Genomic DNA, 11,276 nt, shown 5'->3' on the forward strand with positions numbered 1-11,276 from the left:
CGGGGCGGCGGCTAGCGGCGGCCGGCCCCTGCCAGGTGGCGGCGGACGGCGCGGGCCGCGTGGTGGCCCGACATGCCGTGGACGCCGGGGCCGGGCGGGCTGGCGGAGGAGCACAGGAAGACCCCGGGGCGCGAGGTGGCGTACGGGTTCCACCTCACCTTGGGGCGGAAGGCCGTCTGCAGGCCGGCGAAGGCACCGCTGCCGATGTCGCCGCCGACGTAGTTCTCGTTGCGGGCGGCGAGTTCGGCCGGCCCGCTGACCGCCCGGGCGAGGACGAGATCCCGGAAACCGGGGGCGAAGCGCTCGATCTGCCGCTCGACGGCCTCGGTGGCGTCGCCGCGCCAGCCGTTGGGCACGTGTCCGTACACCCAGAAGACATGCTTGCCCTCGGGGGCGCGCCCCGGGTCGACGACCGTGGGCTGGGCGGTGATGAGGAACGGCGTCTGCGGCGGGCGGCCGCGCACCGCCCGGTTCAGGGCGTCGCCGATCTCCGCGAAGGTCGGCCCGATGTGCACGGTGCCGGCCCGCCGGGGCTCGGTGGCGGTCCAGGGCACGGGGCCGTCGAGGGCGTAGTCGATCTTCCAGACCGCGGGTCCGTAGCGGTAGTTCCGGTACGCGTCGCCGAGCCCGGCGATGCGCGCCAGCGCGGTCGGCGAGGTGTCGAAGACGTACGCGCGGGCCGGCGGCAGCTCGTCGAGCTTGCGGACCAGGACGCCGGTGTGGATGGTGCCGCCGAGCTGCCGCAGGTAGGAGGCGAGGGCGTCGGCGAGCGACTGGGAGCCGCCGCGCGGGACCGGCCAGCCCACCTCGTGGCCGGAGACGGCGAACATCAGCGCCGTCGCGCCGGTGAGCGGGCTGGTCAGCGGTGCGATGGCATGGGCGGCGAGACCGGCCAGCAGGCCGCGCGCCTTCTCGTCGCGGAACAGCCGGGCGAGCACGGCCACCGGCGGCAGCCCGGTGAGCCCGAAGCTCGCGAAGCGCAGCGGGTCGCGCGGCAGTCCCCTCCACTGGGGGCGCAGGAAGTCGTGGGCGAGGGTGTCCCAGCGGCCGACGTAGGGGGCCAGGAGCCGGCGGTAGGTGCCCGCGTCGCGCGGTCCGAGCGAGGCGGCGGTCGCGCCGACGGTGCGGTCCAGGACCGCCGCGGTGCCGTCGTCGAAGGGGTGCGCGAGCGGCAGCTCCGGGTGGAGCCAGTGCAGTCCGTGCTCGGCGAGCGGCATCGCGTTGAACGCGGGCGAGCCCGCGCCGAGCGGGTGCACGGCGGAGCAGGGGTCGTGGCGGAAGCCCGGCAGGGTCAGTTCCTCGGTGCGCGCGCCGCCGCCGACGTGGTCGGCGGCCTCGAAGAGCTCCACGGAGTAACCGGCGCGGGCGAGTTCGACCGCGGCGGTCAGGCCGTTGGGTCCGCCGCCGACGACGATGACGTCCGTGACGTGTGCCCTGCTCATCGGTCACCCGCCATGAGGTCGACGACCCGTCGCGCGGTCGCCTCGTCGCGCGCCACGGAGAACGGGAAGGCGTTGCCGCCGCCGATCCGGAAGGGCACGCCCTCGGCGGTGACGCTGGCCCCGCCCGCCTCGGCGACCAGCAGCAGGCCGGCCGCGTGGTCCCAGGGCGACTCCCAGGTGAAGGCGACGGCGTCGATGGCGCCCCGGGCGACCTCCAGGTAGTCCAGCCCGGCGCAGGTGCACTGGCGGGTCTCGAGGCCGTCGGTGCCGAGGCCCTCGAAGCGGCGCCGCTCCTGTTCGTCGAGGAAGGCGAACTGCGAGGTGGCCACCTTGAGCGCGGACCCGTCGGCGTCGTGCGCGGTGCGGATCGGCTCGCCGTTGAGGAGCGCTCCGCCGCCCAGCCGGGCCGTGGCCATCAGGCCCAGGCGCGGCACGTACGTCCAGGAGGCATGGACTTCGCCGCCGCGGGCGAGGGCGACGAGCGTGGCGAACTCGGGCCTGCCGGCGACGAAGTTGGCGGTGCCGTCCACGGGGTCGACGATCCACACCGGGTCGTCGCCGCCGATGCGGCGCAGGATGCCCGGGGCCGCGTGCACGGCCTCCTCCCCCACCACGACGGAGCCCGGCAGCAGCGCCGGAAGCTCCTCGGCGAGCCGCAGTTCCGCCTCGCGGTCGGCGACGGTGACCAGGTCCCCCGGTCCGGTCTTGTGGCTGATGTCGGCGGCGCTCAGCTGACGCCAGCGCGGCACGACCTCCGCCTCGGCGGCCGCGCGCACGGTGTCCTCGACCGCCTTGAAGAGTGCGTCATCGATCACTCCTCCATCAGACCAGATCGGCCGCGGCGCCGCGCACCCGCCGTGGCTTTGGCGGGTTCACGCCGTCCGCGCGGCGGGTCCCGCCCTCCGCATCAGGGCGGTGTACAGCACGAACGAGGTGACCAGGCCCACCGCCCAGCCGTAGTCCGCGAGGGGCTTCAGCAGCGGGATCAGCCCGTCGACGGGGAACGGCCCCTGCTTGCGGCCCTCGGCGTCGACGGTGGAGTACGAGCCGCCGACCGCCAGCAGACCGCCCACGAAGAGGGCGAGCACCGCCCGCCAGTTCCAGCCACGGCGGTACCAGTAGCGCCCGGCACCCGCCTCGTACAGCTCCGGCAGCGCCAAGTGCGTGCGCCGCACGACCCAGTAGTCGGCGATGAGGACGCCGGCCACGGTGCCGAGGACGCCGCCCACCACACCCAGCCAGGTGAAGATGTACAGCTCGGGGGTGGAGGTCAGTTTCCAGGGGAAGATCAGCACCCCGACGACGCCGGTGATCAGGGCGCCGGTGCGGAAGTCGACGTGCCGGGGCGCGAGGTTGGACAGGTCGTACGCCGGAGAGACCACGTTGGCCGCGATGTTGACGCTGAGGGTGGCCACCAGCACCGTGACCAGGGCGTAGAGCAGCCCGAGGACGTTGTCGGTCTTGCCGGCCAGTTCGACCGGATCCCAGATGGCCTCGCCGTAGACCGCCTGGGAGCCGGAGGTGACGAGCACCGACAGGACAGCGAAGAGGGTCATCGTGGTCGGCAGGCCGAGCGTCTGGCCCCACACCTGGGCACGCTGCCCGGCCCCGAAGCGGGTGAAGTCGGGGATGTTGAGGGAGAGCGTCGACCAGAAGCCGATCATGCCCATGAGGGCGGGGAAGAAGACCTTCCAGAAGTCCCCGCCCCAGCCCAGTTCCGAGGGCTGGTCCAGCAGGTGGCCGAGGCCGCCCGCCTTGTTCGTCATCCAGACCAGCAGGACGACGGCCCCGACGATGACGAAGGGCGCGGCCCAGTTCTCGAAGCGGCGCAGCGTCTCCATGCCCCGGTAGATGATGGCGAGTTCCAGCGCCCAGAAGGCGAGGAAGCAGACCCACAGCGTCCACGGGTAGCCCGCCACGTGCGCGGCGCCCGCCCAGCCGCCCCAGATCTTGCCCAGCAGCACGAAGATGCCCTGGCCGCCGATCCAGGTCTGGATGCCGAACCAGGCGCAGGCCACGGCGGCGCGCAGCAGCGCCGGAAGGTTCGCGCCGCGCACCCCGAACGAGGAACGCGCCAGCACCGGGAAGGGGATGCCGTACTTGGGGCCCGCGTGGCCGGTGAGCAGCATCGGGACCAGCACGATGACGTTGGCGAGGGCGATGGTGAGCACCGCCTGCTTCCAGTCCATGCCGAGGGCGACCAGGCCGGAGGCGAGGGTCCAGGACGGGATGTTGTGCGCCATCCCGACCCACAGCGCGGTGAAGTTGTAGGTGGTCCAGTGCCGTTTGGCGATGGGGATAGGCAGCAGGTCCTGGTTGGCGTACGGGCCGTGCGGGACGGCCGCGTCGAGGCGGAGCTCGACGCGGCCGTCGGGGTGCGTGATCTGAGCGGGCGGCGTGGGGGCCGGCATGGGCGCGGTGCTCCCCCTCAGCCGCGGAGTACGGGGATGACGGCGGAGCCGTAGGCGTCGATGGTGGACTCCTTGGCGTCGTGCATGTCGTAGACCGCGAACTGGTCGACGCCGAGGGCCTCCAGGGCGCGCAGCTTCTCGACGTGGCGCTCGGGGGTGCCCAGGAGGCAGAAGCGGTCGACGATCTCGTCGGGGACGAACGCGGTGTCGGGGTTCCCCGACCGGCCGTGGTGCGAGTAGTCGTAGCCCTGGCGGGCCTTGATGTAGTCGGTGAGTGCGTCGGGCACCGAGGCGGAGTGCTCCCCGTACCTGGACACCAGGTCGGCGACGTGGTTGCCGACCATGCCGCCGAACCAGCGGCACTGCTCGCGGGCGTGGGCCAGCGCCTGCGGGGAGTCGTCCTCGGTGACGTACGCCGGAGCCGCCACGCACACCTTCACCTCGGCTGGGTCACGTCCGGCGGCGGCCGCGGCCTCCCTGACCGCCTTGACCATCCACTCCGTCAGATAGACGTCGGCGAGCTGCAGGATGAACCCGTCCGCCTTCGCCCCGGCGATCGCCAGCGCCTTCGGCCCGTACGCCGCCATCCACACCGGCAGCCTCGCCCCCTCATTGATCCAGGGGATGCGGACGACCGTGCCGCCGAGGTCGGCCTCGCGGCCCTCGGCGAGCTCGCGGATGACGTGCATCGCCTCCTCGATGCGCGCGAGGGTGTTGGGCTTGCGGCCGGCCACGCGCATCGCCGAGTCGCCCCGGCCGATGCCGCAGATCGTCCGGTTGCCGAACATCTCGTTGAGCGTGGCGAAGGTGGAGGCGGTCACCTCCCAGGTACGGGTGCCCGGATTGGTGACCATGGAGCCGACGACCATCCGTTCGGTGTTCGCCAGGATCTGGCTGTAGATGACGAACGGCTCCTGCCACAGCACGGTCGAGTCGAACGTCCAGCCGTGGGTGAAGCCGTTGCGCTCGGCGCGCCGCATCAGCTCCACGACCCCCGCGGCGGGCGGGTCCGTCTGCAGGACGAGTCCGAAGTCCATGGGTCCACGCACCTTTCTCAGACGAGGTACTGGCAGGTTCCGCGCGGGGTGTACTGGCCGTGGCCGGCGCGTCCGACGTACTCCCGGCCGTCGATGACGGGCTCGCCGCGGGACAGGACGGTCTCGACCCGTCCGGTGATCCGCTTGCCCTCGTAGGCCGAGTAGTCGACGTTCATGTGGTGGGTGGCGGCGGACACGACCTGCTCCGCGTCCGGGTCGTAGATCACGATGTCGGCGTCCGCACCCGGCGCGATGGTGCCCTTGCGCGGGTAGAGACCGAACATCCGCGCCGGCGTCGCACAGGCGATCTCGATCCACCGGCGGCGGCTGATGTGACCGTCCACCACGGCCTGGTGCAGCAGGTCCATCCGGTTCTCCACCCCCGGCAGACCGTTCGGGATCTTCGAGAAGTCACCCCGCCCCAGCTCCTTCTGCCCCACGAAGCAGAACGGGCAGTGGTCCGTCGACACCACCTGCAGGTCGTTGGTCCGCAGGGCCCGCCAGAGGACCGCCTGGTGCTCCTTCGGCCGCAACGGCGTGGAGCACACGTACTTGGCCCCCTCGAAGTCCGGCTCCGCGAGGTTGTCCGTGGACAGGAACAGATACTGCGGACACGTCTCGCCGAAGACGTTCAGCCCCTCGTCCCTGGCGAGGGTGATCTGCTCGACCGCCTGCTGGGCGGAGACGTGGACGACGTAGAGCGGGGAGCCCGCGACCTGGGCGAGCCGGATGGCGCGGTGGGTCGCCTCGGCCTCCAGGAGGGCGTGCCGTACCTCGCCGTGGTAGCGGGGGTCGGTCCTGCCCGCGGCGAGGGCCTGTTCGACCAGGACGTCGATGGCGATGCCGTTCTCGGCGTGCATCATGATCAGCCCGCCGTTGTCGGCGCCGCGCTGCATGGCGCGCAGGATGCGGCCGTCGTCGCTGTAGAAGACGCCGGGGTAGGCCATGAACAGCTTGAAGGAGGTGACGCCCTCCTCGACGAGGATGTCCATCTCCTTGAGGGTGTCCTCGTTGACGTCGGAGAGGATCATATGGAAGCCGTAGTCGATCGCGCACTGGGCGTCGGCCTTGGCGTGCCAGCTGTCGAGTCCGGCGCGCAATGGCTCGCCGACCGACTGGACGGCGAAGTCCACGATCGTCGTCGTCCCGCCCCAGGCGGCGGCCCGGGTGCCGGTCTCGAAGGTGTCCGAGGCGAAGGTGCCGCCGAAGGGCAGCTCCATGTGGGTGTGCGCGTCGACGCCGCCCGGGATGACGTACTTCCCGGTCGCGTCGATGACGCGGTCGGCGGACGCGGTCCAGCCCCGTGCCGGGTCGGAGTCGTGCGACGCGAGGGCGGCGACCCTGCCCCCCTCGACGAGGACGTCGGCGTGGACCTCCTCCGCGGCGGTGACGACCAGTCCGCCCCGGATGACGATGCGGCTCATGCTCCCACTCCTTCCAATGGCTGAGGGCGGGGTCCGCGGAAACCTCGATGCCATGTCGGAACGGCTCTACGCACGTAGACCCCGCCATGGTGGAAAACGTATGACCGGTCACCCACGGTGGCAATACCGCTGCTCTCCATCGACGGGACGATCGCTGCGACTTCGAGCCCCCCTACGGCGAACGCTCACAATATGCCATGAACCGGGCGTTCGGGTCTGTAGGTGACGAGGTGTGAAATCGCGTTGCCCCGGCCGCGGTGGCACGGCGACGATGGGCGCATGGAGGATCCCGCATGCGGCTGAGGCTGCGTCACTTCCGCCCGCGCACCGGCCCGGTGGAGCACCGGATCGTGCAGCCCTGGCATCCCCCGCGCCACACGGCCCTCACCGACCCGGCCGGCTACGGCTTCCTGGTCGGCGACCATACGGGGCTCTCGGCGCTGGCCGGGCTGTTCGCCTTCGCGGCGTACTCGCGGCGCACCGTCGTCCATGTGCCGCTGCGCGGCGGCGTCCCCCTGGACGAGGAGGCGTACCTGGAGACGGCCGGCGGCCGCGTCGACCTCGTCCTCGTCCACCACTCGCTGGGCCTGCGGGTGAGCGAGTGGCCCGGGCTGCGCCGCCGGCTGACCGGCGGAGTGCCCCTGAGCGTCCGCACGGACGAGGCGCGCACCGCGCGCGACGCCGACGCCTGGTTGCAGCGCTGCGGCCACGCGGACTCCCGCGACCGGCTGCGGCCGGTCGGCCACGCGCGGACGCTGTTCCTGGTGGGCAGCCGCGGCACCTTCTCCTTCGCCGCGACGGCACTGGCGCGGGCAGCCGGCCTGGGGCCGCGTCAGAAGGGCGTGACGAAAGGGCACATGGCCCTGGTCGAGGGGCTCACAATGCTGCTGGAGTCCGGCGACCGGCGGCGCGGGCCCGAACTCGACATCGCCTTCAAGGCGTACCCGCCATACGCCCACTTCCGCAGGCCCGGCCGTCCACGGCGGCGGGGCGGCGCCCCGGCGCCCTCTCCCGCCGCCACCGGACCGCGGGCGGCGGGCCCATGAGGTTCGCGACGTTCAACGTGCTGCACGGTCTGCCGATCAGTGACGGCAGGCCGGCCCCCTTCCCCCGCGGCGAGTCCGCGGGGGAACCCCTCGCGCGTGCCGTCGCGTCCCTGGACGCCGACGTCCTCGCGCTGCAGGAGCTCGACCGCTTCCAGGTCCGGTCCGGACGGGTGGACCAGGCCGCGGCCGCCGCCGCGGCGTCCGGCGCGCGGGACTGGCGCTACGCGTCGGCGGCGCACGGCCGCTCGGTGCCGGGCACGGGGTGGGTGCGTGATCCGGCAGAACCCGGGATGCGGGTGTACGGGCCGAAGGACGCGGCCCGGGGCGACGGCCCGCCGTCGCACGGGATCGCCCTGGCCACCCGGCTGCCCGTACGGGAGTGGCGGGCCCGGCGGCTGTCCCCCTCGCCCGTGGGGCTGCCCCTGCGGGTGCCCGGACTCGCCGGGCTCCGGATGATGGCAGACCAGCCGCGCTGCGCCCTGGCGGCCGTCCTGGAGGGCGAGCGAGGGCCGTTCACGGTGGTCGCGGTGCACCTGTCGTTCGTCCCCGGCTGGAACGTGGGCCAGTTGGTGGCGATCCGGCGCTGGATCGCCGGCCTGCCCCGGCCCCACCTGCTCCTGGGCGACCTCAACCTGGTGGGCCCGGTGCCGCCGCTGGCGCTGGGCGGGGCCTGGCGGACGCTCGCCCGTACGCGCACCTACCCCTCGCACCGCCCCGTCGTGCAGTTCGACCACGTGCTGGCTGCGGGCCTCGGGCGGGCCGCCGTGCGCTCCGCGAGGGCGCCCGCCGTGCCGGTCTCCGACCACCGGCCGCTCGTCGTCGACCTGGAGCTCTGACGGCGGCGGGTGGGCGGGGGCCAAGGCCCCTGCCCACCCGCTGCCGTGACGTCCCGTCAGGCGGGACCGTCGCCCAGCTCGCTCTGCGCCTGCTTGAGCGCCGCCTCCAGGATCGAGGCGCCCTCCTCCGCCTCGGCGACGGTCAGGGAGAGCGGTGGGGCGATGCGCAGCGCGTCGCCGGCCCGGCCGCCCTTGCCGATCAGCAGACCGCCCTCACGCGCCGCCTCGAGGACCTCGCCGGCCGCGGCCGGCGAGGCCAGTTCGACGCCGAGCATCAGCCCGCGGCCGCGCACCTCGCGTACCACCGGGAGCCCTGCGGAGATGGCCTCCAGCCGCGACCTGAGCAGACCGCCCACGCGCCGCGCGTTGCCCTGCAGGTCGTGGTCGAGGAGGTACTGGAGGTTGGCCAGCGCGCCCGCCGTGGTGATGGGGCTGCCGCCGAACGTGGAGATGGAGTTGGCGGTGAGGCAGTTCATCACCTCGGCGCGGGCGACGACGCCGCCCATGGACAGCCCGTTGCCGACGCCCTTGGCGAAGGTCAGGATGTCCGGCGGGCCGGAGCCCTCGTGCGCCTGCCAGCCCCAGAAGTGCTCACCGGTCCGGCCCCAGCCGGTCTGCACCTCGTCCGTGATCCACAGGATGCCGTGCCGGTCGAGGACCTGCTTGAAGGCGGCCAGCAGCCCGTCCGGGCCCGAGGTGAAGCCCCCGACGCCCTGGACCGGTTCGGCGATCAGGGCGGCTACCTGGCCGTTGGCCTGGCCGAGGATGTCCTCCAGGTCCGCCACGCAGGCGGCCGTGAACTCCGCGTCGGACAGGTGCGCGTAGGGGCCGCGGTGGCGGACGCCTCCGTGCACGTACAGCGTCTGGAGCGGTGACAGGCTCGTCGGCGACCAGGAGGTGTTGCCGGTGATGCCGATCGCGGAGAAGGAACGTCCGTGGTAGCTGTTGCGCAGCGCCAGGATCTGGTTGGACTTCCGGTAGGTGGTGGCGAGCAGCAGCGCGGTGTCGTTCGCCTCGGTGCCGGAGGTGGTGAAGAAGACCCGGGCGTCCGGGATGCCCGACAGCCGGGCGATGCGCTCGGCGAGGTCGACGGCCTGGGAGCTCAGGTAGAGCGTGGAGGAGTGCAGGATCCTCCCGGCCTGCTCGCGGATCGCCGCGGTGACCTCCGGCAGGGCGTGGGCGGTCATGGTGGTGAGGATGCCGCCGAAGAAGTCGAGGTACTGGCGTCCCTCGGCGTCCCAGACGTGGCGGCCCTCGCCGTGGGTGATCTCGATGGGCTCCCGGTAGTACGTCGCGAGCCACTGCGGCATCACGGCCCGGTGGCGGGAGTGGAGCGCGGCGTGCGGGTTCTCGGTGATGGTCATGGACGTGTTCACGCCTCCGTCAGGGTGCCGTAGGCGTCAGGGCGGCGGTCCCGGTAGAAGGCCCACTGCTGGCGCACCGCGGGGATCAGGTCGAAGTCCAGGTCACGCACGATCAGCTGTTCCTCCTTGTCGGAGGCGACGTCGCCCACGAACTGGCCCCGCGGGTCGACGAAGTAGGACGTGCCGTAGAAGTCGTTGTCGCCGTAGACCGGTTCCTGGCCGACCCGGTTGATGGCGGCGACGAAGTACTCGTTGGCGACGGCCGCGGCCGGCTGCTCCAGCTGCCACAGGTAGGAGGAGAGCCCGCGGTGGGTCGCCGAGGGGTTGTAGACCAGCTGCGCGCCGGCCAGGCCCAGCGCCCGCCATCCCTCGGGGAAGTGGCGGTCGTAGCAGATGTAGACGCCGACCTTGCCGACGGCCGTGTCGAACACCGGCCAGCCCAGGTTGCCGGGCTTGAAGTAGTACTTCTCCCAGAAGCCCTTGACCTGCGGAATGTGGTGCTTGCGGTACTTGCCGAGGTAGCTGCCGTCGGCGTCGATCACCGCGGCGGTGTTGTAGTAGAAGCCGTCCTGCTCGATCTCGTAGACCGGCACCACCGTCACCATGCCCGTCTCACGGGCGAGGGTCTGCATGCGCTGCACGGTCGGGCCGTCCGGCACCCGCTCGGCCCACCGGTAGTTCTCGGCCTCCTGCACCTGGCAGAAGTACGGGGAGTTGAACACCTCCTGGAAGCCGATCACCCGGGCGCCCCGCGCGGCCGCCTCGCGGGCGTGCTCCTCGTGCTTCGCGATCATCGACTCGGTGTCACCGGTCCACGTCGCCTGGACGAGCGCGGCGCGTACGACATTGGGCATGACAGCTCCTTTGACGCGAGGTCACGCCGGAAGGGCGGGCTGGTCTACGCACGTAGATCCGGCGCTGGGACGAACGTAAGAGCCCACAGCCCACTGTGGCAATACCGGCGCCGTTACTCAACGAAGCCGATCAGATTTCGCGGTCGGGCAGACCCGCTCGGCGCAGTGCGGCGGCCACGTCGCGGCGTTTGGAGACCGACACCAGCCCCGCCGCGTCCAGGAGCGGGCCGACGAGCCCGGCGCCCTCGCGGGCGATCCCGGCGGCCGCCTCCGGGCTGCGGGCGCGCACGAGGGCGGTCAGCAGGCTCAGCGCCGCGTCCCGGTGGCCGGCGTCGAGAAGGGCCCAGGCGGTCGCGGCGACCTCGGCGGCGGGCCTGGCGGCCGCCTGGTGCAGCAGGGTCCGCCGGTCGTCGCCGCGGCCCGCCGAGTCCAGGGCGGTCGCGGCGGCCGCCAGACGGTGCGGGGGCTGTGCTGCCAGCTCCCACAGCAGTGTGGCCACGTCCGCGGCCAGCCCCGACCGCTCCAGCGCGGCCGCGAGCTCGGGGATGTCCTCGGGCGGGCCCGCCACGGCCTCGCTCATCAGCACGTACGCCTCGCCGGTGCGGCCGGTCCGGCGCAGCTCCGCCATGCGTGCCGCGGCCATCCGTGCGACCTCCCTGCGGACGTGCGCCTCACGGACGTCGCCGCGCGCCTGCCCGGCCTCGCGGGTACCAGGTGTGTCCCGGCCCGCCGCGCCGGCGAAGCGCGCCCCGCGGGGACCTGGGGCGCTGCCGCCCTCCGGCGCCGCGACCACGGGCGGCACGACGGGGAGCGCGGCCGCCTCGGCCTCGGGTGCGCCGGCGAAGCGGGCGCCGCCGTACCG

9 protein-coding genes and 1 pseudogene are annotated in these 11,276 nt (G+C 73.0%); 2 read left to right on the top strand and 8 right to left on the bottom strand.

The genetic code is table 11. The features are described 5' to 3' along the window. Window positions 1-11: 11 nt before the first annotated feature. From PV342_RS23465 to hydA, 5 genes are read right to left on the bottom strand one after another with little or no spacing between them, the layout of a single operon-like run. Window positions 12-1,442 (bottom strand): phytoene desaturase family protein, encoded by a 1,431-nt coding sequence (locus tag PV342_RS23465; protein ID WP_400796206.1) that lies wholly within the window; start codon window positions 1,440-1,442, stop codon window positions 12-14. Continuing rightward, window positions 1,439-2,257 carry an inositol monophosphatase family protein gene (locus tag PV342_RS23470; RefSeq protein WP_500318605.1) on the bottom strand — a complete coding sequence of 273 codons (819 nt, stop codon included), beginning with the start codon at window positions 2,255-2,257 and terminating at the stop codon, window positions 1,439-1,441. Before PV342_RS23470 ends, PV342_RS23465 begins: the two co-directional genes overlap by 4 nt. Window positions 2,258-2,314: 57 nt before the next feature. Continuing rightward, window positions 2,315-3,853 (bottom strand): NCS1 family nucleobase:cation symporter-1, encoded by a 1,539-nt coding sequence (locus PV342_RS23475; RefSeq protein ID WP_400796199.1) that lies wholly within the window; start codon window positions 3,851-3,853, stop codon window positions 2,315-2,317. A 17-nt stretch (window positions 3,854-3,870) separates the two neighbouring features. Continuing rightward, entirely contained in the window at window positions 3,871-4,890 is a 1,020-nt protein-coding gene (locus PV342_RS23480) for a TIGR03842 family LLM class F420-dependent oxidoreductase (RefSeq protein ID WP_400796195.1), read from the bottom strand. 17 nt (window positions 4,891-4,907) lie between these two features. Then, window positions 4,908-6,314: a dihydropyrimidinase gene (gene hydA, locus PV342_RS23485; protein ID WP_500318606.1), complete on the bottom strand. Its 1,407-nt coding sequence runs from the start codon at window positions 6,312-6,314 to the stop codon at window positions 4,908-4,910. Window positions 6,315-6,607: 293 nt separating this feature from the next. Here hydA and PV342_RS23490 point away from each other — a divergent pair, with 293 nt between their 5' ends. Then, the gene (locus PV342_RS23490; RefSeq protein ID WP_500318607.1) at window positions 6,608-7,360 is read left to right on the top strand and encodes a hypothetical protein; all 753 of its coding nucleotides are present in this window, start codon (window positions 6,608-6,610) and stop codon (window positions 7,358-7,360) included. Then, window positions 7,357-8,196 carry an endonuclease/exonuclease/phosphatase family protein gene (locus tag PV342_RS23495; RefSeq protein WP_500318608.1) on the top strand — a complete coding sequence of 280 codons (840 nt, stop codon included), beginning with the start codon at window positions 7,357-7,359 and terminating at the stop codon, window positions 8,194-8,196. The genes PV342_RS23490 and PV342_RS23495 overlap by 4 nt, the downstream gene beginning before the upstream one ends. A 56-nt stretch (window positions 8,197-8,252) precedes the next feature. Here the strand turns inward: PV342_RS23495 and PV342_RS23500 are convergent, their stop codons facing one another. From PV342_RS23500 to PV342_RS23510, 3 genes and pseudogenes are all read right to left on the bottom strand, one after another. Next, window positions 8,253-9,560 carry an aspartate aminotransferase family protein gene (locus PV342_RS23500; protein ID WP_400796183.1) on the bottom strand — a complete coding sequence of 436 codons (1,308 nt, stop codon included), beginning with the start codon at window positions 9,558-9,560 and terminating at the stop codon, window positions 8,253-8,255. Window positions 9,561-9,568: 8 nt separating this feature from the next. Then, the gene (locus tag PV342_RS23505) at window positions 9,569-10,414 is read right to left on the bottom strand and encodes a nitrilase-related carbon-nitrogen hydrolase (RefSeq protein WP_329184917.1); all 846 of its coding nucleotides are present in this window, start codon (window positions 10,412-10,414) and stop codon (window positions 9,569-9,571) included. Window positions 10,415-10,544: 130 nt separating this feature from the next. Beyond that, window positions 10,545-11,276, bottom strand: a pseudogene (locus PV342_RS23510) (UL36 very large tegument protein); the annotation flags it as partial.

The sequence above is a fragment of the Streptomyces sp. PA03-3a genome, assembly GCF_033792735.1.
Classification (GTDB): domain Bacteria; phylum Actinomycetota; class Actinomycetes; order Streptomycetales; family Streptomycetaceae; genus Actinacidiphila.

Coding starts and splice junctions, on each gene's coding strand:
- PV342_RS23490 (WP_500318607.1), top strand. CDS start 6,608: ATGCGGCTGAGGCTGCGTCACTTCCGCCCGCGCACCGGCCCGGTGGAG.
- hydA (WP_500318606.1), bottom strand. CDS start 6,314: ATGAGCCGCATCGTCATCCGGGGCGGACTGGTCGTCACCGCCGCGGAG.
- PV342_RS23495 (WP_500318608.1), top strand. CDS start 7,357: ATGAGGTTCGCGACGTTCAACGTGCTGCACGGTCTGCCGATCAGTGAC.
- PV342_RS23480 (WP_400796195.1), bottom strand. CDS start 4,890: ATGGACTTCGGACTCGTCCTGCAGACGGACCCGCCCGCCGCGGGGGTC.
- PV342_RS23500 (WP_400796183.1), bottom strand. CDS start 9,560: ATGACCATCACCGAGAACCCGCACGCCGCGCTCCACTCCCGCCACCGG.
- PV342_RS23475 (WP_400796199.1), bottom strand. CDS start 3,853: ATGCCGGCCCCCACGCCGCCCGCTCAGATCACGCACCCCGACGGCCGC.
- PV342_RS23505 (WP_329184917.1), bottom strand. CDS start 10,414: ATGCCCAATGTCGTACGCGCCGCGCTCGTCCAGGCGACGTGGACCGGT.
- PV342_RS23465 (WP_400796206.1), bottom strand. CDS start 1,442: ATGAGCAGGGCACACGTCACGGACGTCATCGTCGTCGGCGGCGGACCC.